The organism is Gordonia sp. CPCC 205333, from assembly GCF_048537885.1.
Taxonomy (GTDB): domain Bacteria; phylum Actinomycetota; class Actinomycetes; order Mycobacteriales; family Mycobacteriaceae; genus Gordonia.
In genome coordinates, this window is sequence record NZ_JBCLVI010000002.1 from 662,370 (window position 1) to 688,035 (window position 25,666).

At 61.4% G+C, this 25,666-nt stretch carries 15 protein-coding genes; 3 read left to right on the plus strand and 12 right to left on the minus strand.

Annotation, left to right across the window (positions count from 1 at the left end; translation table 11 throughout):
- Window positions 1-3: 3 nt before the first annotated feature.
- The 12 genes from pks13 to glf all read right to left on the minus strand — a co-directional run bounded on the left by pks13 (window position 4) and on the right by glf (window position 19,933).
- Window positions 4-5,241: a polyketide synthase Pks13 gene (gene pks13 / locus AAFP29_RS08790; protein ID WP_419216951.1), complete on the minus strand. Its 5,238-nt coding sequence runs from the start codon at window positions 5,239-5,241 to the stop codon at window positions 4-6.
- A gap of 11 nt (window positions 5,242-5,252) precedes the next feature.
- Window positions 5,253-7,160 carry a long-chain-fatty-acid--AMP ligase FadD32 gene (fadD32, locus tag AAFP29_RS08795; protein WP_419216952.1) on the minus strand — a complete coding sequence of 636 codons (1,908 nt, stop codon included), beginning with the start codon at window positions 7,158-7,160 and terminating at the stop codon, window positions 5,253-5,255.
- A 169-nt stretch (window positions 7,161-7,329) separates the two neighbouring features.
- Window positions 7,330-8,301, minus strand: a complete 972-nt coding sequence (locus tag AAFP29_RS08800) for an LLM class F420-dependent oxidoreductase (RefSeq protein ID WP_419216953.1) — start codon at window positions 8,299-8,301, stop codon at window positions 7,330-7,332.
- Between the two features lie 134 nt (window positions 8,302-8,435).
- A complete protein-coding gene (locus AAFP29_RS08805; RefSeq protein ID WP_419216954.1) occupies window positions 8,436-9,434 on the minus strand; it encodes a cutinase family protein in 999 nt (332 codons plus the stop codon).
- A 16-nt stretch (window positions 9,435-9,450) separates the two neighbouring features.
- Window positions 9,451-9,987: a DUF732 domain-containing protein gene (locus AAFP29_RS08810; protein WP_419216955.1), complete on the minus strand. Its 537-nt coding sequence runs from the start codon at window positions 9,985-9,987 to the stop codon at window positions 9,451-9,453.
- Window positions 9,988-10,194: 207 nt separating this feature from the next.
- Window positions 10,195-11,658 (minus strand): alpha/beta hydrolase-fold protein, encoded by a 1,464-nt coding sequence (locus AAFP29_RS08815; RefSeq protein ID WP_419216956.1) that lies wholly within the window; start codon window positions 11,656-11,658, stop codon window positions 10,195-10,197.
- Between the two features lie 239 nt (window positions 11,659-11,897).
- Window positions 11,898-12,881 (minus strand): alpha/beta hydrolase, encoded by a 984-nt coding sequence (locus AAFP29_RS08820; protein ID WP_419216957.1) that lies wholly within the window; start codon window positions 12,879-12,881, stop codon window positions 11,898-11,900.
- A gap of 325 nt (window positions 12,882-13,206) precedes the next feature.
- A complete protein-coding gene (zomB, locus tag AAFP29_RS08825) occupies window positions 13,207-15,264 on the minus strand; it encodes a flagellar motor control protein ZomB (protein WP_419216958.1) in 2,058 nt (685 codons plus the stop codon).
- The gene (locus tag AAFP29_RS08830) at window positions 15,251-16,174 is read right to left on the minus strand and encodes a decaprenyl-phosphate phosphoribosyltransferase (protein WP_419216959.1); all 924 of its coding nucleotides are present in this window, start codon (window positions 16,172-16,174) and stop codon (window positions 15,251-15,253) included. Before AAFP29_RS08830 ends, zomB begins: the two co-directional genes overlap by 14 nt.
- Window positions 16,171-16,809, minus strand: coding sequence for a phosphatase PAP2 family protein (locus tag AAFP29_RS08835; RefSeq protein ID WP_419216960.1), 639 nt, complete (start codon window positions 16,807-16,809; stop codon window positions 16,171-16,173). The genes AAFP29_RS08830 and AAFP29_RS08835 overlap by 4 nt, the downstream gene beginning before the upstream one ends.
- On the minus strand, window positions 16,790-18,727 hold the full coding sequence (locus tag AAFP29_RS08840; protein ID WP_419216961.1) for a glycosyltransferase: 1,938 nt from the start codon (window positions 18,725-18,727) through the stop codon (window positions 16,790-16,792). Before AAFP29_RS08840 ends, AAFP29_RS08835 begins: the two co-directional genes overlap by 20 nt.
- 3 nt (window positions 18,728-18,730) lie before the next feature.
- Window positions 18,731-19,933 carry a UDP-galactopyranose mutase gene (glf, locus tag AAFP29_RS08845; RefSeq protein WP_419216962.1) on the minus strand — a complete coding sequence of 401 codons (1,203 nt, stop codon included), beginning with the start codon at window positions 19,931-19,933 and terminating at the stop codon, window positions 18,731-18,733.
- A 2,064-nt stretch (window positions 19,934-21,997) separates the two neighbouring features.
- On the opposite strand from glf, the gene AAFP29_RS08850 reads away from it, so the two are divergent.
- The 3 genes from AAFP29_RS08850 to AAFP29_RS08860 all read left to right on the plus strand — a co-directional run bounded on the left by AAFP29_RS08850 (window position 21,998) and on the right by AAFP29_RS08860 (window position 24,879).
- Window positions 21,998-23,035 (plus strand): alpha/beta hydrolase family protein, encoded by a 1,038-nt coding sequence (locus AAFP29_RS08850; RefSeq protein WP_419216963.1) that lies wholly within the window; start codon window positions 21,998-22,000, stop codon window positions 23,033-23,035.
- Between the two features lie 243 nt (window positions 23,036-23,278).
- Window positions 23,279-23,989, plus strand: coding sequence for a transporter substrate-binding domain-containing protein (locus AAFP29_RS08855; protein ID WP_419216964.1), 711 nt, complete (start codon window positions 23,279-23,281; stop codon window positions 23,987-23,989).
- A gap of 428 nt (window positions 23,990-24,417) precedes the next feature.
- Entirely contained in the window at window positions 24,418-24,879 is a 462-nt protein-coding gene (locus AAFP29_RS08860) for a hypothetical protein (RefSeq protein WP_419216965.1), read from the plus strand.
- Window positions 24,880-25,666: the final 787 nt, after the last annotated feature.

Consider the following 25,666-nt stretch of genomic DNA (forward strand, 5'->3'; position numbering starts at 1 on the left):
CATTCACTCTTTCAGATCGTTCATCCGCTTGGTGAGATCCGTGCCGATCTTCGCGATATACGGTTCATCGACAATCGACAGATGGTCACCACCGATGTGGACGATTTCCAGATCATCGACGACTTCGCCCCAACGTCCGTCTTCATCGATCTCTGCCCACTTGGGCTCGAGTTCAATCGCACCGTCATGCATCTTGTCCGCGCGATACAGCACAACCTTGCGGTCATACGGCTCCGGCCGGATCTGGTCGAGGATGCGGTTCTCGACGAAGGACGTCCGCTGATGTTCGATGATTCCGCCCGGAATCTTGGTGTCGCTCATCGCCATCATCTCCATGATGATCTGGAACTGACCCGCATCGTCGGCGTCGACGAGTCGATCCATCGGGATCGGAATATCGCCATCGAGGTCGTAGTTGCGCACCGCGAAGTTCTTCCACCGCTCCAGGCGTTCCCGCTTGGAATCGGGTGTCTCGATCATGTCGGCCGTCGGGCGGACCACGTCGATCAACCCGATGAACGCGATCTCTTCACCGGCTTCGCGGAGTACTTGCGCGACGCCGTATGCCAGCGCACCACCAAATGACCAGCCCACCAACACATATGGCCCGTGTGGCTGGATTTCACGCAGCTTCGGAATGTACTCGCGCACCCGTTCTTCGATGGAACCTTCGACTCCGCGGTCGAAGCCGATCACCGGCTGATCTACCGGAAGGCGTTTCAGCAGAGCCTCATACGCCATCGTGTTACCACCGGCGGGATGGAATAGGAGGATCGGAGTCGCATCCCCGGCAGCCGGGTCGTAAGTCTTCTTGCCCTCCGGAGACAACCGCAGATAACGCACAAACCCATCAGTGTTCGCGCTGTCGTCCATGTGCTGACGCACGTAATCGGACAATTCCTCGATGGTTTCCGAGTCCAACACATCCTCGACATCGAGTTCGCCACCCGCGCGCTCTGAGAGTCGATCGGTCAGCTTCTGCGCGGTTTCCTCGTCGAGTACCGGCAACTTGTTGAAAATACCGCCGGCAGACTTCCCGGTAACCACGGCATACACGCCAAACGTCAATCGTTCAGCGGCATCGCGTGGTGGAACGTCCGAGCCGGCCGCTTCGGCAACAGCCGCCTGGTCGGAGAGGTCGACGGGAGCGGCGGTGTGCGCAAGCGCACCCGCCTTAACGGCCTTGGGCTCAGCTACCTTCGGCTCGACCTTGGGTGACTCGGCCTTGGGTTCCTCCGTCTTCGGCGCTGCCGCTTCCCGTGCGGTCTGTTCGTCGATATAGGCGTTGAGCGCCGCGGTGTCGAGTTCCCCACCGCCAGCGGCATTCTGGTTCAGATCGTCGAGCTGATCACGGTGAGTAACCGCGAACTGGACGAATTTCTCGACGTCGGCGAGTGTTGCCTGCCGCATCGCTTGCAGCTGCAACTGCGGAATGTCGAACTCGAATTCCACGCGGTTCTTGATACGCACAGCCATCAGCGAATCAAGGCCGAGTTCGATCAGCGCGATCTCGCGCGGCAGATCCTCCGGGTCATAGCCCATCGACTCGCCGACAATGATCGCGAGCCGATTGCCCACCGTCTCACCGGAATTCGGATTCCACTTGTTACCGATGTCGTCGACGATCTCTTCTTCGGTGACCACCTCTTCGACCGGCCGAGCAGGCTCTGCCGAATCAGCCACTGCTACAGCGGGAGTCGCCGTCTCACTGACAGCCCCGGTGACCACCGCATCGAATAGCAACCGGAAGTGTTTGCCGTCGCGCGCATGGATCGAGACCGACGCACCACCGGGATGCGGACTCAGCGTCGTGGTCAGCGTTCCCTCGGTCGGAAGCTCAGCGTATGCCTCACTCGCGCCGACCGACGCATCGGAAATCACCTCTGCCGCAGCGGCTCTCACCAACTCACGTGGATCGGTGACGGCTGCGGCGTTGACCTCCCAGGCATGCCTCCCGTCTGGCAGCGCGACATGTGAGCCGGGTACACGGCCAGCCGAGCCACCGCCGGAAATCTGCGCCTTAAGCCAGTAGGGCTTGCGCTCAAACCGCGTGCGTGGAATATCGGCGAAGTCACCAGCACCGAACAAACTCGCGACATCGGCCGCGTGCCCATGAACGTACAACTTCATCAACGCGTTGATGAAGCCGTAGTTCTCGTCTTCTTTGCGGCGCAGCGTCTCGACGAGTTCCGCATCATGCAGTCCGGCCGAGAACGTCACGGCCGCAACTGAAATCAAGACGGCGGGGTTCGGTGACAGCTCCACGAATGTTCGGTGACCATTTTCCACCGACTTGGCGATCGCCTGGCTGAACCACACGCTGTGACGCAGGCCCTTGAGGAAGTAATCGATGGTGTGGACCGGCTCGGAACCGGGACGATAGAAGGTTTCGCGATCAATCGAACTGTAGAACCCGACCTTGGGGCGCAATGCCTCTATGCCGGTGAGTTCATAGGATAGCTCGCCCAGCAGCGGATCCATCTGAGAGGTGTGGCTGGCACCCTTGGTTTGAAGTTTGCGACCAAGCTTGCCTTCGGACTCCGCGCGCGAAACGATTGCGTCGACCTGTGATTCGGGTCCGCCGATCACCGTGTGGGTCGGCGCCGCATATACGCAGATCTCCAGATCCGGGTAGTCGGCGAGCACGCCGGTGATGTCGTCGGCACTGTACTCGACGAGCGCCATCAAGCGGATATCGTCGCCTTGCAGCATCGATTCGCCTTCGCCCATCAGGCGTGAACGCTGACAGATGACCCGAGTCGCATCCGCGAGCGAAAGACCACCACTGATGAACGCGGCCGACGCCTCACCCATCGAATGCGGTACCAGCACACCGGGTTCCGCGCCGTGGTGACGCAGCAGCTGGGCCAGCGCAACCTGAATCGTGTAGATGCCGACCTGCGATGTCTCGATGCCGTAGGTCTGTTCGTCGTCGACGAACATCTCGGCGATCGAGTAGCCGAGTTCGTTGACCACATAGCCGTCGACCTCGTCGACATACTTGCGGAAGACTGGATTCTCCAAGTACAGCTGCTTGGCCATCTTGCGATGCTGGCTGCCGAAGCCGGAGAGCAGCCACACCGCCGACGCCGGATCAGGCGAATCAGCACTGTAGACAAGGGGATTCGCCTTGCCTTCGACGACGGCGCGAACACCCTTGACGGCATCTTCATGGGTACGGGCCATCACGACGGCGCGGGAGCGCCCGTGGTTCCGATGCGCCAGTGCGCGACCGATATCGGCCAGCGGCGTTGCCTGGCCCTCTTCCGATTCCAGCCACGCGGCCAGATCCTCGGCGGCCTTGCGGCGCCGCGACGGCAGGAAGGCCGAAATAACCAGCGGCACAACCGATCCCTCTACCGCTGCCGGCGCGAAACCAGCTGCCGGGTCGACTTCGACCTCGGCGACCACGACGTCGTCAGTCTTCTTCGACGCCGCGAGTACCGCCCGCTCGGCGTCAGTCAGGTATTCGTCGTCATCATCGAACTCGTCGTCAACCAAGTCGGCGGCGACCTCTGAAGTCGACTCAGCCTCAACGGGTTCCGGCGTGAGGATCAGATCCGACGGCAGCACCTCGCGCACCACCACGTGCGCGTTGGTTCCGCCGAAGCCAAATCCGGAGATGCCCGCGATCGCATGCCCGCTGTAGCGCGGCCAGTCGACACTCTCTTCGACGACCTTCAAATTGGTGGCCTCGAACTGAATGTACGGGTTGGGCCCAGCGTAGTTGAGAGATGCGGGAAGCTTGTTATTCTGTAGTGCCAGAATAACTTTCGCGATCGCACCCGCACCGGCAGCCGACTCCATATGGCCGAAGTTTGTCTTCGCCGAGCCGAGCAGCATCGGATTATCCGAAGTACGTCCCCTACCCACGACCCGACCGAGTGCATCAGCCTCGATCGGATCACCCAAGATAGTGCCGGTGCCGTGCGCCTCGACGTAGTCGACCTGGCGTGGGTCGAGCGCGGCGTCGGCGTAGGCATCGCGCAAAACGTCTACTTGCGCTTCGGGATTCGGCGCGAAGATGCCGTTCGAGCGACCATCGGAGTTGACCGCCGAACCGGCGATGACGGCCAGCACCTGATCACCGTCCCGGCGAGCGTCAGCAATCCGCTTGAGTACAACGAGACCACCGCCCTCGGACCGGACCATGCCGTCGGCATCTTTCGAAAACGCCTTAATGTGACCATCTTTCGCGACCGCGCCGATGGTGTCGAAGCCGACCGTGGCCGCTGGGGTGAGCAGCATGTTGACGCCACCGGCGACGGCGACCTCGGATTCACCCGACCGCAACGAGCGCACCGCCTGGTGGATGGCCACCAACGATGACGAGCACGCGGTGTCCAGCGCGACCGACGGGCCGTGGAAGTCGAAGAAGTAGGAGACGCGGTTGGCGATGATCGACGTCGAGGTGCCGGTGAGCGCGTAGGCCGCGGTCTCGTCGGATCCTTCACCCAGGCCCATCGCGGCCATCAACTGATAGTCATTGGTGGAGGTGCCGACGAAGACACCGACCGGACGCCCCTTCAGATCACTCGGCGGGATATGTGCGTGTTCGAGCGCTTCCCAAGTGAGTTCGAGCGCGAGCCGCTGCTGGGGGTCGACCATTTCGACTTCGCGCGGCGACATCTGGAAGAAGTCGGCGTCAAAACCCTTGACGTCGTCGAGGTACCCGCCGCGCAGATTCGCCTTGTCCAATACCTCGGCCAACCGCGGATCCGACGTGAATTCCGACCAGCGCCCATCGGGCAGCTCCGAGATTCCGTCAACACCGTCGATCAGGGCCGCCCAGGTGGACTCCGGGGTCTGCCCCGCACTCGGAAATCGGGTCGAGAGCCCGACGATGGCGATATCGTCGTCGGCATCGCGATCGCGCTGCCAAAACGGCTCGGCGTCGGAATCGTCATCGACATCCGGGTCGCCCTCGATAATCCGTTTGGCCAGTGAGGCGATAGTCGGATGCTGGTAGGCAACCGTCGCCGTCAGGATGACACCGGTCTCGTCCTCGATATCGCCGGCCAACGCGACCGCATCACGCGAGGACAGACCGAACTCTTCCATCGGCCGATCGTCGGAGATGGCATCCGCAGATACCCCGGTGGCTTTGGCGATCCAGTTGCGTAACCAGTCACGCAGCTCGGCGACGGTCATCTCGACGCCGGAGCCACTTCCGCCGCCCACGGTCTCGCCGGGGGTCGCTTGTGTGGTCGCGTCGCTCTGGTCGTTATTCAGTTCAGACATCGTTTCTCAGACTACTGGTTAGGCGCGTCGGGGAAGGCAGTCTGCTGGTAGCCACCGCGCAGCGTGCCGTCGATGTAAGCGGCTTTCGCCGCTCGACGTGCGATCTTGCCGCTGGACGTACGGGGAATCGAGCCGGCCGGCACAAGCAGCACGTCACGTGTCATCACGCCATGTCGCTGCGCTATCGCCGCACGTACGGTGTCGGCCACTTCCTGGGGATCGGTACGACGTCCCACGCCACGTTCGCCAACGATCACCAACTGCTCCGACGCGTCGTCGGCGTCGAAAGTGAGTCCGCTCGCCGAGTTCTCGAAGACAACTGCCGGCAGTTGATTAGCCGGTACCGAGAAGGCTGCGATGAAGCCGGGACGCAGGGCCGTGCTCGAGTTCTCCGCGCTGTGTTCGAGATCCTGCGGATAGTGGTTACGGCCGTCGACTATGACCAGGTCTTTGACGCGGCCCGTGATGTAAAGCTCACCGTCGAGCCATACGCCGTAATCACCGGTACGCATCCACTGCGCGTCGGCCGGCGCGGTCTCGGCGTGGCTCCCCTGGGGCAACGGAGTGGTCAGCTTGTTGTGGAAGGTCTCGACGGTCTCGTCGGGCTTATTCCAGTATCCGACGCCGATATTGAGGCCGTGCAGCCAAATCTCGCCGACATTGCCGTCGACCAGCTCGGTGCCGGTATCTGAATCGACGATGGTGGCCCACTGGCTGATCGCGACCTGTCCACACGACACCTGCGCGATGGCGTTGGGAGCGTCAGCGTCGACGACGACCATCCGGCCGGCATTCAACTCATCGCGGTCGACGTGGATGATCTTCGCTTCGTTCTTGCGTTGCGTCGCGGAGACGAACAGGGTCGCCTCGGCCATGCCGTAGCACGGCTTGATCGCCGTCTTGGGTAGTCCGTACGGCGCGAAGGCGTCGTTGAATTTCTTCATCGAGCTGACCGTGACCGGCTCTGAACCGTTGATCAGGCCGATGACATTGGAGAGGTCGAGACTTTCGCCATCCTTCGGCAATCCGCGGGCCGCGGCATGTTCGAAGGCGAAGTTCGGTGCGGCGGCATAGGTCTCGGCGCCGTCAGCTGCCGCGGCGAGTTCTTTGATCCACCGGCCGGGCCGACGCACGAACGCCTGCGGACTCATGATGGTGATGTAGCGACCGCCGAGTGCCGGCAGGATAACCGTCAGCAGTCCCATGTCGTGGAACATCGGCAACCAGGTCACACCGCGGGCATTGCGATCGATCTCGATGGTCGAGTAGATCTGCAGGACATTCGCAGCAACCGCTTGGTAGGTGATCTCGACGCCTGCGGGTATGCGAGTCGATCCCGAGGTGTACTGCAGATACGCGACCGTGTCGCGGTTATGGTCTTTGCCCGCGACCGGGGCGACCCAGCTCGATCCAACCGAATCGGGGACGGCATCGACCGCGATGACACGCGGGCGTTCCTTGGCCGGGCGGTCGGAGAAGAAGTCCCGTACGGCTTCGGCGGATTTCGTCGAAGTCAGAATCGCGGTCGGCGTGCAGTCACCCAGAACGGCGTGCAGCCGATCGGTATGGCCTGGCTCGTCGGGGGAAAACAGCGGCACCGCGACGTTGCTCGCGTACAGCGCGGCGAAGAAACCGATGACATATTCCAGCGACTGCGGGGCCAGGATGGCCACCCGGTCGCCCGGTTTGGTCACCTGTTGCAGCCGCGCGGCAACCGCGCGCAGCCGCTTACCGAACTGAGCCCACGTCAGGTCCTGCGCCTCACCGTCGCGTTCGCGCGAGTAGTCGATGTAGCGGTAGGCCAAGGTATCGGCCTCGTCGCGTACATTTCGCTCGACATAGTCGACGAGCGTCGCGTCTTCGGTGAAGTGAAGGTTTCCCGACTCGTCGAGAAACTGCTCGAATTCAGTCTTCAGCATTCGTACTCCTGCGCTGCCCGCTGGTATATCGGCAGCCGTTCCAATTCGGTGCGAACTTTTCGCTATTTCGTATTTCGTATTAAGTGTTTTGCAGTATGCGCGCGGCACGCATTTATCCAAACGTTACCTTGAAGTGGTAGCCGGATATGCGCGCCAAACCGTGGATATCCTACTCTCCTCGCAGCAGCGGGATGACCGGAGCGAACGCATCCATTTGGGTCGGAAAGACTCCGACATATGACATAGACGTCCGACGTCGAACCTCTCTGATCTGATCCGCTATCTGCTCGAAGGTGCCGAAGGCGAGGTACGGGGATTGCAGGATGTCATCCACGGTCAGCGTGACGTCCCGCGCGATATTGGGCGGGTATCCCTGTTCAAGTGCCTTGAGTGCCATCTCGGCGGTCGCCTCGCGGTCGTCGGTGATGACGATCGTCGCGATGGTCCAGTTCAATTCGATGTCGTCGAATCGGTCGCCAGCGGCTTGCCGGATCACATCGACACGTTCGATGGTCTTCTCAATTGTCATATCGGACAACCGCAATTGACCTTCGCGGGTGGTGCCGGTGGCAACCGAGATGACGTCGGCGTATTTGGCCGCCAGCGCAAGCATCTTGGGTCCGCCACCGCCGACCGCGAGCGGCGGTCGGGGGCCCTGCCGGGGGCGGGGGCTACCGACTAGACCGGTGATCTTGTAGAACTCGCCGTCGAAATTCACTTCCTCGCCGCGCAGCAGCCCGTCGAGGATGATCAGCGCCTCTTCCAGACGCCGGATGCGAACGCCGGGCGACTCGAATTCGATACCTGCCTTGTCGAATTCCTCTTTCATCCACCCCGCGCCGATGCCGAGTTCCAACCGGCCCTTCGACAGCACGTCGATGGTGGTCGCTTCTTTGGCGAGCAGCGCCGGGTGACGCCAACCGTTGGCTAGGACCGAGGTGGCCAGCCGGATGGTGCTGGTGGCCTGAGTCAGCGCGCCGAGCGCGGCGAGCGGACCAACCTGGTTACCCAGGTGATCAGGAATGGCGAACGTGTCGAACCCGTATTCCTCGGCAGTCTGAGCGAGCTGCACGAATTTACGGGCGCCGCCCTCGTCCTTATTTCCCTCGCCGCCTGCGCCGAAGCGGAACTTGCGGGTCATTCACGGTCTCCTCGCCGAATAGCACAAAAATTCACCGCAAACTCCAGGTCCCCGACAAACCCGGATGCGGCACGCGATCACCCACGTTACGTTGGTGGTCGCGGTGCGACCAAATATTTGACGCGGCCGGGCGTTCAGCTGTGTTTCGGGCGTGGCGCACTGGTAATGAGGTCCGCCGACCACCCGTACATCCACTGGGTGGCGGTGCTGCCATCTGACTGCCAGTACTTCGGCGTCGCGTACATCGCGTGCACCGGGTTGTTTATCGCACCGGCAAGCTGACTCACCGCCCGCAGCGGATTAGTGACCGTCGGCGAATCGCATATGAGATCGCCTGGCGCACAGATACTTTGGACTCGGTCCTGCAATGACCCAAAGCCCTGTTGGCGCGGCCCGTTGAACTTGATTCCGGGCACCAGGCCACCCATCCCGGCCAACGCGATCTCCGCGCCGACGCCGTCGGGATTGGGCCCGATGTCGTGTTGCTTACCCGCTTCACGCCTACCGTCGGCGATCAGCCCGACGCCCAGAACGAGATCTTCATTACCCTGCGGCAATATCCCCCGATCGGTGCCAATGATGCTGGCTAAGTCACCGCCGATTACGGCACCCTGCGAGAAGCCCATGATCACGAAACGCGTCAACGGACATTTCGCATTGACCGACGTAATCCGGGCCGCGGCACGTTTGTATCCCTGCGAGCGGGACGTGTTGTAGTCGGCCTGTTTGTCGCCGAGATTCGCGGGGTTCCGGAACTGAGCCATATACGGAACCGTGTAGACCTCGGTACGCGAGTCCGGGAACTGCTGCTGCAATGCCTTCGACACCCGCAACATCAACGATCTCGGGTTCGCATTCGGACTGAACGGATCGTCGCTGGCCCTCGACTCCCACGTACCCGGGATTACGACCGTCTCGACGTCCGGGCAACTCGCCGGCTGACTGTCGGGACGTTGTGCTCCCGGAGTCGAAGGGCCCGTGGAGTGCGGCGGGATGATCGGAGTCGGGCCGAAACTGTTGATGATCAGCAGAATGATCAACACGATGGCGATGATCGCCAACCCGACGATCAGCAGCAGCCATCGAGATAGTCTGCGGTTTCGCTTGCGCCGCACCGCGTTACGCGCGTTCATCGACTACCGCTCGCGCTTAGCAATAGTTCTCGACGGCAGCCTTGATGACCTTGTCCGCCTTGGCATTGGCATCGGCGGCCGACTTGGTTCCCGGACTGGTGGACGCGAGCACGAAAGCCTTCCACGTGTTCTGGTCACCGCCCTTGCTGCGCTGCGTGCAGATGTAGTCGGCCATCGTCAATGCGATGGTGTTGTCGGTGTCACCCATGAAAGTCACCTTCATGGATTTCAGCGCGGCGAGATACTTCTTACCCTTGTCGGACACCGGCGCCGTCGACGCCCCCGGGAACTCGCTCGGCTGCGTGGTGGCCGAGTTGGGATTGGTGGCCGGCATACCGGGCTTCGAGGTATCGGTGCCATCAGGCGACTTCAAAGTGGACGACGCCCCCGCGTCATCCGAGGACTGCGGCGCCCCCGAGTACATCGACGTCGTGGTGACGGGTTGGGTAATCGGAGCGGTTGCGGTCGAGTCGTCGCCACAGGCCGCCAAGGCCGATATCGCAAGAGCACCAGCTCCCGCTATCAGTGCCCAGCGAAACATCAGTTTCGTCATGTTGTGTACTGCTGCCTTTCACCGGTAAATACGATCTGCGTCAGATCCCCGCGATACGCCCGACACTCAAAACAGGCTACCTTCCCACCGGACCTTTTCCGTTCCGCGAAACCACCCGACCTGCGAGAACACCAGAATTCCTCAGCCAGAATTTAGGCATCGCACGTCTGCCGATCAGGGTGGGTCCGTGTAACGGGTCCGCGAGTGCTACTTGGTCACCCGTGCGCCACCGCGCGCGGTCCAGACGATCTTGCCGTGCTGGAAGGTGTTGAAGCGTCCCTTGCCGTCCTTGGTCGGCAATTCGTCGCTCGTCGGCAGGCCGAGTTTGCTGCCCGGACCACCGACACTCGCATACACGCCGCCGATACCGCCGGTCACGATCTTCGGCCCCTTGGGCCCGGTGAAGATGCGACCGCCGCGGAAGTCTTGCGCGCGTCCACCCGGCACCGCGTATTCAGGCGTCAGGCACTCACCGAGTGCTTTGCGGTTGCGGTCGTAGACCTTCTTGATCTTGCCCGCAGTGCGGCATGCCGGCCGGTCGCCCGAGAGGCCCAATGCGCCCGCGGCTTGCGGCCACGCCTGCGACATCTCGAATTGCCAGTAGGCCCAGGTATGCGTTCCCGATGGCCGGTAGACGGCCTGGCCGGGGATACCGGACTGGTTGAGTTTGGTGGCGAACTGCTGCGAGGTTACCCGCGACAGCAGCTCAAGCCCGACGCCGCTGTAGTTGGTCGCCAACATCGGAATATCCGACGGCTTATCGTGTGGCCCGACCATTCCATTACCCGACGAGATGTAGAGGCTGGTGCCCTGCAACTTGTCGACCAACAGATACGGATCGTGTTCCTTCCACGCCGGGTTGCTCGGCGCGCCGAACATCTTGCCCGAGTCGTAGCCGCCACCATCGCGCAACGCGAACTGAATCGCCTGGGGCATACCCATCGACGTCATCTGCAGGATGCCCGAGAACGACGCGGCGAACTTGTAGAAGCCGGGGTTGCGCGCGGCAAGAGTCATCGCCGCCGTGCCGCCCATCGACAGACCTTCCACACCGCGCACATCGGTTGAACGCCAATCATTTTCGAGGATCGGCGGCAACTCGTGGATCAGGAATGTCTCCCACTGGTAATTCTTGCCACGGTCGGGCTGCAACCAGTTGGTGTAGAAACTCGACTCACCGCCGACCGGCAGGATCACGTTGACATTCTTGTCTTTGTAGAACTCTTCGGCGTTGGTCTCCAACAGCCAGCCGTTCTGGTCATCACGCGCCCGCAGACCGTCGAGCATGGTCAGTTGCGGGAATTTATCCTTCGGCTTGGCCCACCAGTCGCGGGCGAGGAGGATCTGCACCTGGACGTCGGTGTTCATCGCCGGCGAGTGGACCCACACGGCGACGTGACGGTCGGTAAGCCACGAGACCTTGGTGACTTTCGCCGCCTGGTCCGGCGCTGCCGGCGGCGGCGCGGCAGGTGTCGTCGGGGTCGCGACATTCGGAGCCGGCGAGGCCGGCGACGCTGGTGCGGGGGATGCGGGTGCAGGGGATGCCGGTGCGGGGGCAGGGGCTGCCGACCCGATGCCGAGGCTGGTAACCGCCAGCACTCCGCTGACGCCAACCGCTGCCGCAATCAGTCCGGCCTTGCGCCCGAATCGGCGTGTGCCTGTTTGTCTCATCGCCACGTTCTCCCTTTCCAACTGCGGCGATCTGCCACTTCTCCCTTAGACAGCAGAACGCCCTACGCGTGTTTTTCTACACGTAGGGCGGCAGGTTTTGAGGTTGCCACGCTGTGACTCGTGGGATTTCTGTGAATTTTGTGATTGTTGTGACTTGTCTCCTGACGCTCTGAACGCACAAAAACGGCGCGTGAGGTACTTGCCTCACGCGCCGTTTTTAGTTCAGCTAGGTCAGCTGACTAGTGGAAGAATCCACGAGCCTTAGCGTTCCAGACCATGTCCTGCCAGTAACCCCACGCGTGGGTACCCACGGCGTCGTAGCTCATGACCGGAAGCCCCTGCAAGGCCGCTGCGGCCTGGAATGCCTTGGCCTGAGTGAAGGCAAGGAACTCCAGCGTCGAACCCTTGAACAGGTCGTCGAACACATTCGGCAGCGCGTTGTACTTACCGAAGAGGCCGTTACCCGAGCCGACGAAGATCTTCATGCCATGCATACGGTTGATATTGAGGAACGGATCGTTCTGGTACCAGCGAGCATCCCACGGCGGGCCCCACATGGAGTCGGAGTTCCACGGCTTGGGATCGACATCGAGCATCGCCAGCCGGATCATCGTGTGCATACCGGGCGCCGACAGGAAGTTGTAACCCGACAGCGACGCCGCGCGGTCGAAGTTGCGACGATTCTGCGCACCGATCACGAGGGCGGCGTTACCACCCATTGACAGGCCCATGATGGCGTATTTGCCATTACCCACGCGGAAACCACGTGCGTCCAGACCGCGAATCAGGGTGTTGGTGATGACACAGTTCCAGCGGTAGCGGTAGCGCTGGTTATTGAAGTTACTTGGCGCGTTCCAGTCTGTGTAGAAACTGGCCGGGCCACCGATCGGCTCAACGACGTTGACGCCGGAGCGAACCATCTCTTGGATGTTGGTGTTGATTTCCCAGCCGTTGTAGTCGTACTGGGCGCGCATACCGTCGAGCATGATCACGGTCTTGTAGTTGCCCGGACGCTTCCAGGCGCGCACCTTGACGTTCGGCATTCCGCAGCCGTTCACGTAGAACTGCTGCCGGCCGACCTGGGTAGCGCCGATGCGGGCGTTCGCCTGTCCGGCGCCGACCACGACACTGGCCAATCCGACCACGGTCAATACAGCCACAATCATGGCCGTCAACCGATGTCGCGTGCCTGCCGACCGCGGCGTAGAAGCGTTTTCGCGCATTCGCCTGAACTCTCTCTCTTTCCATCCACCGGCTTATCTCCGGCTCAGGAAATCATCTCGGACCCGTGTCACCCGACCTAACGAACCCAGCCTCATATGCATGAGGCGCGGGCCACATCGGAGTGAGCCTATTGCACAGCCCGGGGGGCTGACAAACGCTGCGGCGAATCATCCCGACGAGGATGACCTGTTTCCGCAGGCACGGGCGATTTCAAATACATCAAGGTACATATCGCAGTTCCAGTACTGAGCGTTACCGTTCTGAGATCAAATCGGGCAATCCGGCATATAAGAGACAGCTAACACGAGGCTGAGCACACGCCCGTCATCGCTGATGAATCCGCGGTGGCATTACGAGCCCACATCGCTGGATTTCATACTCCGGATTGCGCTGAATGCGATAGCTGGTGAATCCGAGCGACTGTTTCACACTGCTCTTGAATCGCTGCAGGGTCCACGGCTCAGCCTTGTAGGAAGCGATGCGATCCTCGGTCGCCGGACAAGTCAATGCCACCTTCGCCTGTCGCACCAGGTCCTCATCGAGGTAACCGGGGAGTACCGGGCGGCGCGGATAGGCGCCCGACTCGGCGATCACCCACTCCGACTGCAGTACCTTGTCGTGGCCGATACGTCCGTCTTCCAGACGGTCGGTATGCGCCGCTATCGGATAGGCCAGGCCCATCTGATCGATCACCCGAACGTCGAGCGGAGCGTTCATACTCGTCATGCCCAAGTTGAGGAAGTAGACCGTGACCTGCCGTTTGCCACCGTCTGGCATTTTCCCGCCGGGCAACTGCGCGACATACCACTCGTCATAATTCGACGACGGCAGGATCACGCCGCCGGTTGAGTGGAACTCATCGATCTTCGCTACCATCGCCCGCATCCGCGGGTAGTTCAGATAGTCCTGCGCGGTCACCGGGTTCTCATTACCCATATTGGTGACGTAGAACCGGCGCTCGTCGACGATGCCGCTGCGGCCGATGTCGATGCCGGCGTTGGGCAGCGTGTTCTCATGCGAGTTGACGGCCCAGACCAACGTGGTGATCCACAGGGCGCCCATCAGCACTGCTCCACCGAGCTGCCATTGGGCCAGGCGCGATCGCCTGCGAGCGGCCTTCGCAGCCACCCTGGATTCGGCTGTACCGGAGCGACGGAACGCGGCCCGCAGATTCGCGGGGATCGTCAACGGAATCACGATAACCGGCAACAAGATGATGAATAGGGGAACCAGCAGCACGCGAGCGTGCATGAAGTCGCCACCCTGCCGCAACCAGTAGACGGCGTCGATGAAGCCGGCCAGCACCACGACGGTGACGACCATCGACGGCGAACGCAACCGTGCGACGAATGTCGCCCAGCGACCGCGCGGACTCGAATCACCTTGTGCTGCTTCAGCTTCGGACGATTCATCGACCGTCGACGCCCTGAGTCGACGACCGACGAGAAGCCAGATCGCAGCCACCAGCGCGAGGATCACCGGCAGCAGCAAGGCATAGGGGCCGAACATATTGGACAGGTAGATGAACCCCTGTTTCCACTTGGAACCGCTCGCATCCTTGGCGATCGCCGGGTTAGGCACCAATACGGCGTAGTAGCCCATCCGGAAGATCTGGTAGCCGACCGGGAGCGCGCCCGCGACCACGACGATCGCTATCCGTGTCCACCACGATTGCGGTACGACGAAGACCAACAGCAGCGCGAGGCCACCGAGAATGGTCAGTTCGGGACGTATCAGCGGAGCGAGGCCCGCGGAGAAGGCCAGTGCGAGGTCGGCCGCGACGCCGCCCCTGGTTTTGGTTGCCGCGGCGCGAGTTCCGCGCCGCGCCCAGCCGAGCAAAAGGACCCAGAGCGTTGCGACCCACAGCAGCGCGAGTCCATTCTCCAGGCCGCTCGTCGCGAAGTCGCGGGCCGGTGGCAACGCGATGTAGATGATCGCGCCAAGCGGCAGCAGCAGCGTGAAACCCGCCGCGCCGCGTCCGGCGAGGGATGGCCAGTAGAGCCGTGCCGTTCCGTACATGGCGAGCGGGACCGCGGCCACCGAGCAGACCAACGCCACCCAGAGCGCGACGTATTCGAGTTGCCCACCCGTTATCCACGACCAGAACCACAGCACATAGGTCCAGGCGGTCGAGGTATTCGCCTCGACTCGCTCGCCGGCGTTGAAAACCGGGCCGTTGCCAGCGAAGAGGTTACGCAGCGTGCGCAACACGATCAGGCCGTCGTCGGCGATCCACCGCCGCTGCCACGAACCGATCGAGAAGAAGACGGTGATGGTGACCGCACCTATGAACCAGCTCACCGCCGGCGTCCACTGCCGTGGGCCCCAGCTGGTTTTTACGGTGGATTCAGCCTGCTCGACAGCGGTATCAGAGGTGGGCATAGACGGCGACACCAACGCATACTATCCAGCTCACCGCGAGGAGTTGCAGAACCCTGTCGCCCAAGGCGATCTCCTCGGGTTCGCCCGCCGCGCCGCCGTCGACGTCGACGGCGTACCGCAGGATCGCCACCGTGAACGGGACGATCGAGATGGAGTAAAAGACGTTGTCGCCGTGGATGTCGGTGTCGAGCGCCCACAGGCCATAGCAAAGGACAACCGCCGTTGCCGACAATGTCCAGACGAACCGCAGGTAGGTGGTGGTGTAGTACTCCAGCGATTTGCGGATCTTGGCGCCGGTACGTTCGGCGAGCTGCAACTCCGCGTACCGCTTGCCGGCCGCCATGAACAGCGAGCCGAATGCCATAACCAGCAGGAACCACTTGGATAGTGCCAACTCGGCGGCTACGCCACCGGCGATCGCGCGCAGCAGGAAGCCCGATGACACGATGCAGATGTCGATGACGGCCTGATGTTTGAGACCGAAGCAGTAGCCGAGTTGGATCACCAGATATACCGCGATAGTGGTCGCGGTCTGCCAATTGGCGAGGTAGGCGATACCGACCGAGGCTGCAGCGAGAACCACCGCGAGGCCGAACGCAAGATTGCGCGGCACCACACCAGCGGCGATGGGACGGAATCGCTTGGTGGGATGGTTTCGGTCGGCCTCGACGTCGAGGGCGTCGTTGATGAGGTAGACCGACGACGCGACCAGGCAGAACGCGACGAATGCGATACCGACGCGCAGCATCATGGCGCCGTCGGTCAGCACATCGGTGCCCGCCGCCAGCGGCGCGGCCAGCACGAGGACGTTCTTCACCCACTGACGGGGACGAACCGCTTTGATCAGACCAGTCGTCAAGTTCTTGGGCGGGCCCAGAACCTTGCCGTGTTCGATCGGCTCCTCGCTCATCTCACATCCGCTCTTCTACTGCTGTTACGCCCCCTGAAGAGACGACTGCCAAGGATCTTGTCACCGAATAGTTTGTCACCTGCGATGACCGCACCCGCGCTCGCCGCACCGATAGCGGCTCCAGCAGCCACATCGGTGGGGTAGTGCACGCCCAGCACCAGTCGCGACAGCAGCATCGGGGGAACGAGTACCGCGGGCACGGCGGCAGGCGGCAGGCCAGCGGCCCGACCGATCAGGATCGCCGCGGCCGTAGTCGACGTCGCGTGCGACGACGGGAAACTCAGTTTGCTCGGCGTCGAGACACCGACCCGGATCGCCGGGTGGTTGGGTCGACGCCGGCGCACGATCCGCTTGATGATCACCGATGCCGCATGCGCGCCGAACGCACCCGCTCCGGCCTGCACCCAGGTCAGTTCACCGCGGGCATCACCGCGCCGATAGGCAAGCGCCGCTCCCGCACCCGCGATCGCGAGCCAGCCCAAGGAGTGTTCGCCGAAATGCGATAGCCCGCGCGCGGCCGGTATGACGCCCGGCTGGTCGACGAGCGCCGACTGTACCGCGACCAAAATCGCGGATTCTCCCGTTGGGGCAGTTAGGGTTTCACGTCCGATGTGCTCAGTCGATTCCGAAGACACGTGCCCAACTCTCTTTACTTGTCAGATCATCGTGCGCGGCGCGGTATTGCTCACGCATATCCGGGAATCGCGCCTTGAGTTCCTTGATCAGGGCCGAGGACTCGCGGGCTAGCGCGATCATCTTGTCGCGGTCTCGCTGGCGATACACCACACCTCGACCATCGGCGGTGGTCACCGTCACGCCGTCGACGCGCCCCAGGCTGTACCAGCGCGCCTCGATCGGCGGGTAATTCGCTTGCGGCACTTCGTAATGTCTGGGATCGGCCGGTCGGATGTTGTTGACCACGGCGGCCGCGAGGGACCGGACCTTCGCTACCGGGTTGGCTGGCTCGTTGACGCCGAGTGCGGTTGCCTCGCCAGTTGTCTTGGGCAGCGACTGTGCCGACTCGAGGACGACCGCGTCCGGAAACTGTTTGCGCATCGCGGCGACCTTGGGTAGCGCTGTTGGCAGCAGCGATCGGATGTGGTCGGGTCCGGCGAGGAAGTCGCGGATCGCTTCATTTTGAATCGCGACGGTCGAATACTCAAGGCATAGAAGGTGTTTCGCGGTTGCCTTGACCATTGACTTGAGGATGCCGCCAATCGGTCCATCGTGGTGGATGGATGCGACGACTAGCCGGTTACGCAAGTGGAAATACGCCTGCCAGTCGATGGCATCGTCCTTGTCACTCCATGCCATATGCCAGATCGCGATACCCGGGACGGTTGCGGTCGGGTAACCGGCCTTCGCCGCGCGCAACGCGAATTCCCAGTCGTCCCATTTGATGAACAGCGGCATCGGCAGGCCGATGGTCTCCGCGCATTCGCGCGGAATCATGCACATCCACCAGCCGTTGCCCTCGACGTCGATCCGCCGATGCAAATTCTTGGAGTTATCTCGGTCGCGCAGTGGGTATTTGGCGAAATCATGGTCGTATTCGACGAACGGAGCCGCGGTCCACATGAAGTTGCCCCGGTTGATGACTTCGCCCATGCAATGTAGGTGGCTACGGTCTTGCAGGTTAAGCATTTGCCCGCCGACCAGCATGGGCGTCTTGGCGAACCGCGACATGGCGAGCGCACGCAGAATCGAGTCCGGCTCGATCGCGATGTCGTCGTCCATGTACAGCACATAGGGGCTATCGGTGAGCCGTAGCGCCTCGTACATGATCCGGGCGTATCCGCCGGAACCGCCGAGATTGCCCTGGCTGAACATATGCAGTCGATCACCAAGTGCCGCAGCGGCTTCGGTGTAGCCTGCCTCGTCGACGACGTTGCGAGTCCCCTGGTCGGGCATGATTACCGCGTCGATGACCTCGTCAACCAGCGGGTCGCTGGTCAGCGCGGCCAGTGCGGCAACTGCGTCGGTCGGCCGGTTGAAGGTCGGGATGCCGACGGTGACCCGCTTGGTCTCCGGATCGAGTGCTGCCGCGGCATCAGCGTCGGCGTACCAACCTGCTGCGACGATCTCGGTGTCGGTATCGGTGGTGATGTCGAACCAGATCCAGCCGCCGTCCTCGAACGGACCCAGGTCGAGTTCGAATTCGATTGTCCCGCGACCATTTTCGTCGGTGGGGATCAAATCACCGCCGAGTCCAATCCGTGAACCGTCGATCTTGGACCGGTATAGATCGACGCGCGCGGTACCGATGACTTCGAGCTTGAGGACCACTGACTTCAGTACGCTCCAATGGCGCCAGTAGGCCGCCGCGAATGCGTTGAAGTAGGTCTCGAAACTGACTTCGGACTCAGCGCCGATCAGCACCGACGTGCGGCTGGGCGAATGCGCACGGCGACTGTTGCTTTCAGATTCGACAAGATAGAGCGAGCGAACATCGAGCGGCTCGCCGGGACGCGGGAAGATGACCCGCTGCAGCAGCGATGCGGCCTTGCTCGGTGCTTCCGATGGTGATTGGGCGGTGCTGGTACTTACCGTCATCTACTACGCCTCTGCTGAATCAGCCAGCGGCGCACCGTCTTCGAGGTGCGGCGCGAGCGTGTTGTCGAACATGGTCAACGCACTGGCAATAGCCATATGCATGTCCAGGTATTGGTAGGTGCCCAGGCGTCCGCCGAAAAGCACCTTGGCACTGGCGGTTTCGGCCTTGGCCCGGTCACGGTAGCGGGTGAGCATCGCCCGGTCGTCGGGGGTGTTGATTGGGTAGTAGGGCTCGTCTTCATCGTCGGCGAAGCGACTGAACTCGCGCATGATGACCGTCTGGTCGGCCGGATACGTATCGCGCTCCGGGTGGAAGTGCCGGAACTCGTGGATGCGAGTGAAGGGGACGTCGGCATCGTTGTAGTTCATCACCGGGGTGCCCTGGAAGTCTCCCGTTGGCAGCACCTCGGTCTCGAAATCAAGTGTGCGCCAACCCAATCGCCCCTCGGAATAGTCGAAGTAGCGATCCAGCGGTCCGGTGTAGACCACGGGAGCGTCCGGACTGGCCGCCCGCAATTCATCTCGGACGTCAAACCAATCGGTGTTCAGCCGCACCTCGATCCGCTCGTCGGCGGCCATTTTCTCCAGCCACGCGGTGTAACCGTCGACCGGCAATCCCTCGTAGGTGTCGTTGAAGTAGCGGTTGTCAAAGTTGTAGCGAACCGGGAGCCGGGTGATATTACCGGCGGGAAGGTTCTTGGGATCGGTTTGCCATTGCTTGGCGGTGTAGTGCTTGAAGAAGGCTTCGTAGAGTGGCCGACCAACAAGGCTGATGGCCTTCTCTTCGAAATTCGCCGCAGCACTGCTGTCGACCTCGGCCGCTTGTTCAGCGATCAGCGCCCGCGCTTCGTCGGGAGTATGCGACCGGCCGAAGAATTGGTTGACCAGCCCCAGTCCCAGCGGCAACGGATACGCCTGGCCGTCGTAGAGACCGAATACCCGATGCTGGTAGCCGGTGAACTCGGTGAACTGACTGACGTACTCCCAGACCCGCGTATTCGAGGTATGGAAGAGATGCGCGCCGTATTTGTGCACCTCGATGCCGGTTGTCGGCTCGGCCTCCGAATATGCGTTGCCACCGATGTGATGACGTCGGTCGAGCACGAGCACCCGCTTGTTCAGCTGGGTCGCCGCACGCTCGGCGACGGTGAGTCCGTAGAAACCCGAGCCGACGACGATGAGGTCGTAACCACTATTGCCTGCCACGGGTGTTCAGGGTATCCGAAACTACCTGAGCGTTTCCCGCTCATACGCCCACCGGTGCGGCGCGTCACTGTTGGAGCAGGGCATCGACGATGGCGTCGGTGATCGAGGATGTCGGCGACATCGGGATCGAATGGTGCGATGCGGCTGGCAAAGTGGTCACGCGGATGACAGGGAACCGCTTTCTGACCAGGTCAGCGACGTGCGCGGCGTCGTGTACCCGGCTAGCGGCAGCGAGAAGACAGTTGGCATGGCGAGATCATCCATCGCGGCCGGTTTCGTTGTCGGGGGATTGTCAGCGCGCCTACCGGGACGAGTGTGGCCGCCAGTTGCGTCAACCGCATCCAGTGAGCGTCGGGCGATTCGCCGAGTGCGCTCTCCCATTCGATCAGTCGCGCGGTTCGGCGGGCCGACGGCGCGATCCAGTCCTGGGCTGCCCGCATTAGTCTCTTATCTTTGCCTGCAGTTCAAGCCGCGCCATCGATTGCCTAGAGCGGTTTTTCGCTACGGTCGGTGCTCGACGATACCGTATCTCTCGCCGGGGTCGGTGGGCATCGAACCTTCCTCGACGACATGGCTGCGGCCCCACTGCGCTCCTCTCGGCTGGTGGACATATCACCCGTGTGCTCGCACCAACTTCAGGCGGAGCAATCCCCCGAACTGTGTCCACGGGACGTCTAGCGCGGACACATATCAGAATCACAACAGCCGCCGTCGAATCTGCGGGGCTGGACCGCTTATTTGCGCGCGGCGACAGTTATCGATGGGTCTCGCGCTATGCGCAGACCGCTAAATGCCCGAGCGCTTTCGCGACTAGATTCCGCGCTAAGACCGGGACACTCCGCTCGGCCTTCTCCGGAAAGAGAGGGCGGCTTTCGCTGATCGCGAGCCAATCGCGACAAGCCAACATAGAGCGTCGGGGCCCATGCTCCGAATCCAGCAAGCTCGATGACCTTCATTCCAGTCGACATTGAGAAGACTCGTTGCCATAGGCTGAATGATTTTCTATCAGAACGCGGACTTTGTCTCCACAATGCTCCAGGAGATATCCCAGCTTGCCGACCAGCTCGTGATCGTCCATGTCGGGGACGTAGGCAATCGCGTTGCGGCATGCCTGCAGGTCTTCGAGGGCAGGTGAATTCCTTTGTGTCAGATGGCTATCGGTGCGGGCGGTGGATGTGGGCACGATGGTTGATGTCGAGTTTGTTGCGTAGTGGCTTGCTGAGCCGGCGCGGGCTTTTCGGTGAGCGGGCCTGCGATGAATTCGGGCCTGTGGGGATCTGCATGGCCCACCGAAAACCGCACCTCAGTGCAAATCGTCGACTCAAAGACCAAAGTGTTGTTCGTGGCACAAACCATACCGATCACCATCGACGGATGCCGCGAGGCTATCAGATCGAGAATACTGTTCACCGTCGATGGATCGCCCGTGCAGGTTCTCTGCTGGGTCTTTCAATGAGTGCTTTTGGTAGGTAAATTTCTGTTTGTACTTGCTACTGCAGCTCAATCGTGCATGGTAATTTCACGCGACCTAACAGGTTGTTGGTACCTGCGGCAGCCGAACTTAACGGCTCCGCTTTGAATCGTGAAATGGAGGCAGGAAATGATGAGGGCCAGGACCATCGCAATCGTTGGGGGAGTTGCGATCGCAGCCACTCTTGGGTTGAGCAGCTGTAGTGACGGAAATACTAGTGATCCTGCGATATCGTCGTCAGTCACTTCCGTGCCCTCGACCCGGTCGGTTACCTCGACGCCGCATGCGTCTCCGACGACATCGAAGTCGTCAGGTCAGACCCCGGCGGCTCCTCATCGACCGACTTCGACGACCAACCGGGACGATGATCCTGCGGGCAAAGCGTGCACGGACCAGAGTGGTGCTCCCGGTCACTACATTTGGAGCGAGAGTTCGGATCAATGGGTCTGTCAGATCACCGGGAACGCACCGCGAGCCACCACTCCGGCACCCAAGACGACACCGTCCGTGCGGGACGATGACCCGGCCGGAAGTCCGTGCACTGACCAGAGTGGTGTTCGCGGGAAGTACATCTGGAGTGAGAGTACGAATCAATGGGTTTGCCAGGTCAGCTGAGATTCTTGGTGTGGAGTTCACGCCAAGTGCTCGACTCCTGGGGGGAGGGCCGGTGGATGCGGCGAGTGGTTGTTGGTTGCATCGTCGCGATTGGCCTCTGCGCGTGCGCCGCGACGCCTACGACCGAGGGGATACCGAGTTCGACCCTGACGCCCGTCAAGGTGGGCCCGTGGGCCGCAGACCTGAACAACGTCAACGAGTCATCCGACGTGGAGGTCAGGCGGTATTTGTATCCGACGTCGACCGGAAGTCGTGACGAACGTCAGAACTGGGCTGATGTGTACTTGCCGCCCGGGCAACACAAATCCGGAACGGTCCCGCTGGTCATTCTCATTCACGGTGGATCGTGGCAGGCCCAGGTCGGCGCCGACTCCTTCGTCACTTTCTCGCGACGGTTGGCCGAACGTGGATTGGCCGTCTACAACCTCGAGTATCGGCGGGTAGGTTCCGGCGGTGGCTGGCCGACGACCTTCGAAGATGTCGCTGCGGCACTGGATTTCGTTCCGCAGGTTCGTGCCGGGATCCCGGAGATCGACACACGGGATGCGGTTGTAGTCGGTCATTCGGCGGGCGGGCAGTTGGCGATGTGGGCTGGCACCCGCCACAAGCTTGAAGCGGACGAAGTCGGCGCGAGCCCGACGTTTCGGCCCACGAGTGTGGTTTCCCTTGCCGGGCCGCTGGATATGCGTACCGCAGTCCGGCTCGGAGACGACCGGATCGTCAAGGCCGTGGGAGGCCAGCCCGACCAGGTTCCGGACAGATACCGTTCAGTGGACCCGATTCAGAATATCGACCCCAAGACTCCGATCATCGCGATGGTTGGCACCAACGATCATGTGGTGCCTGCAATTCTGTCGCAGAACTACGTGAACGCCGTAGTCCGCGAAGGTGGCAACGGGAAGGTGGTGTTGCTCGGTGGCGCAGACCACGTCTCCATCGTTACGCCGTCTGCGACCACATTCCCCCTTGTGGTGGAAACCATAAGCCGCGCAGCACATACCGCGCACCGTGGGTAGGGCGAGAGGTTGTTAAACATGACAAGACCGGGGCGTAGGCCGATTGGGTTGTTGCTGATCATTCCTCGCAGAGCCGGGTGCGCCCTGCTCGCTGTCGGGCTTGCCGTGGCAATGGTTGCGTGCGGCTCGCCGACCGACCGGCCGGCGGACACGTCAGCGACAAGCACGAGTGTCGTGCAACCCGGTCTCGACACCGAACTGTTTGCTCAACTACCGGCTCGTATCCGCGACAGCAAGGAGCTTGTGATCGGGACAGACCCGTCGTTCGAACCGATAATCGTCGCGAGGAACGGTCAGATCATCGGCTTCGATGCTGACGTGGCGTCCGCAATCGGTCGGATCCTCGGCGTGAGGCCGGTGTTCCGCCAAGACCACTTCGGTTCGATTATCCCCGCGATCCGAAATGGAACATACGACACTGGACTACGCGGGATCTTCGACACGATCGTGCGTGAGCGCGAGGTCGATATGGTCACCTACTTCAGTGCGGGCACCCAGTGGGCGCAGCGCACCGGAGCGAACGTCGATCCCAACAATGCGTGTGGCCTCAAAGTCTCGGTGTCCGCAGGCACCGTCCAGAGCACCGTTGAGATCCCGGCAAAAAGCCAGGCCTGCACCACGGTCGGCGAAAAGGCGATCACGGCGGTCCCGTTCGAGGACGTGCGCGGTGCGGTCTCGGCAGTGCGCCGGGGCGAGGTCGACGCCATCTCCGCCGACTCTCCAGTAACCGAGTTTTCGGTACACCAGTCCGGCGGCACGCTGACGCTCGCCGGGGATATATTCGACACAGACCCCTACGCTTTGCCTGTTGCCAAAGGGTCACCTTTAGGTCCGGTTCTTCGCGCAGCGGTGCAACGCCTCATCGAGAGCGGTGAAATTCAACGTATCGCGCGCAAATGGGGACTTGAGAATGGGCTGATCAAGAAGTCCACGGTCAACGCCGCGACCAATTGACGGCATGCGGTGATGCACAAAACTGAGCTGGCACGCTCCACCGGGGAAGCAGCACCAGGCCACACCCGACAATCTGTGAGTCCTGTCTCAGATCAAAGCGCTTGGCTATTGTTGTCATCGGCCGGCAGTCGTACCGCGACGCAGGCGCACATCGCCGAGCGCGGTCAGATCGCGATCAGATCGACTCGTGTGATCGTGAGATGCCCCGACGATAGCGATACTCATTGTGAGGAGTGCCATTGCGCTCGCAAGATCGTCGCGGGCTGCCGTCAGCAGATGAGGAAGGAGATCAGAAGTACGGCGACGCAGGTGCACGCGCGGAGGATGCGGCCCACCCGTGACCAGCCTCGACCAGATCGGACCGTTAGGCACGAGTGCGAATTGCCTGCGCGCATCTTTAGCCGCCGACCGTCAACTAAAGTGGCTTGATGAACATCAAAATGTCCCTAACCCTAGTCAGCACAACGTTGATTATTGCGCTAATGACTGGCTGCGCCACATCAAGAAATGTGGCGACACCACCGAATAGTGGTAATTCCGCTTCGATACCCACAGAAAGTGAACGCATGACGAACATTCCAGCGCCCGTTCAGATAGTGATCGACAGCATCAACAACGGCGACAAGGAGGCATTTGTAGCAGCCTTTACACCCGATGGAATAGTCAATGATTGGGGTCGCATACTCCGCGGATCAGCGGGCATCGCAAGTTGGGCTGACACCGACGCGATCGGACAAAATGCCAAGATCGAGATCACGTCAGCGAAGACGAATGGAAGTATTACTGACATTCGATTCAATTGGAGTAGTAAACGATTCAACGGCCCCAGTCGCGCCTACGTGACTGTAACTGGCGACAAGGTTAGCGAATTTCGTATACCGAACGAATAAACCTTCCACACGCGCCAACATTCATTGGCCGCCGCATGTGCACGTTTCTCAGTTCTGGCGGCGATCTCGTGGTTTCGCAGCAATGACTGAGCCAAGAATCGCAGCCGCTGATGGCACGCCCGCGACTACAATTGCTACTGCAGCTTCCTCGCCAACACCGTAGCCTTCTTCGATTGTGCCCACGAGGAAGTTGTACAAGGTCACACCGATCCACATCGTGATAAAGTGCGAGATGGCCGAATGTACGCCTACCTTCGGGGCCGCCCTGCCGAGAACGACTGACCCTAGTGCGAGCACAACACCGACTGCGATTATCACGATCGTACGATTCATATATTCATATTATGGGCACCGGGGGGTTATGTAAAGTTCGTACCGATCGCCTTTGCAATCGATGTATTTTGCCCGATATCGCGCACAAAAGTATGAACGTGGAGTTGAGAATCTTTGGCGGCCGCCGATTGCTCGCAGACACTCGGCAGTGAAGCGGCATGCCCCGCGTTGTGTTAGATAATTGTAGAAACAATCCAATAGCCTACCAGCCTGTTTCAGGACATCTTGGCCTGTCTACCCCGCTGTGCGATCCGGTCGTAGCCGAAGCAGGAGTACATCGAGTTCCGGCAAATTTCTCCGTACCGAAATAGTCGGCTGTCGGGCTTACCCCAATCTGGTTGGCTGGATAGGCACCGAGAAATCAGCGCACAGCTGACCGGCAACGAATATAAGTCGAGCGGGGGTACGGAGGCGATAACTCGTTGAGCGAATCCCAAACGCACTCGATACTCAC

Coding starts and splice junctions, on each gene's coding strand:
- pks13 (WP_419216951.1), bottom strand. CDS start 5,241: ATGTCTGAACTGAATAACGACCAGAGCGACGCGACCACACAAGCGACC.
- fadD32 (WP_419216952.1), bottom strand. CDS start 7,160: ATGCTGAAGACTGAATTCGAGCAGTTTCTCGACGAGTCGGGAAACCTT.
- AAFP29_RS08800 (WP_419216953.1), bottom strand. CDS start 8,301: ATGACCCGCAAGTTCCGCTTCGGCGCAGGCGGCGAGGGAAATAAGGAC.
- AAFP29_RS08805 (WP_419216954.1), bottom strand. CDS start 9,434: ATGAACGCGCGTAACGCGGTGCGGCGCAAGCGAAACCGCAGACTATCT.
- AAFP29_RS08810 (WP_419216955.1), bottom strand. CDS start 9,987: ATGACGAAACTGATGTTTCGCTGGGCACTGATAGCGGGAGCTGGTGCT.
- AAFP29_RS08815 (WP_419216956.1), bottom strand. CDS start 11,658: ATGAGACAAACAGGCACACGCCGATTCGGGCGCAAGGCCGGACTGATT.
- AAFP29_RS08820 (WP_419216957.1), bottom strand. CDS start 12,881: ATGCGCGAAAACGCTTCTACGCCGCGGTCGGCAGGCACGCGACATCGG.
- zomB (WP_419216958.1), bottom strand. CDS start 15,264: ATGCCCACCTCTGATACCGCTGTCGAGCAGGCTGAATCCACCGTAAAA.
- AAFP29_RS08830 (WP_419216959.1), bottom strand. CDS start 16,174: ATGAGCGAGGAGCCGATCGAACACGGCAAGGTTCTGGGCCCGCCCAAG.
- AAFP29_RS08840 (WP_419216961.1), bottom strand. CDS start 18,727: ATGACGGTAAGTACCAGCACCGCCCAATCACCATCGGAAGCACCGAGC.
- AAFP29_RS08850 (WP_419216963.1), top strand. CDS start 21,998: ATGGGTTTGCCAGGTCAGCTGAGATTCTTGGTGTGGAGTTCACGCCAA.
- AAFP29_RS08860 (WP_419216965.1), top strand. CDS start 24,418: ATGAACATCAAAATGTCCCTAACCCTAGTCAGCACAACGTTGATTATT.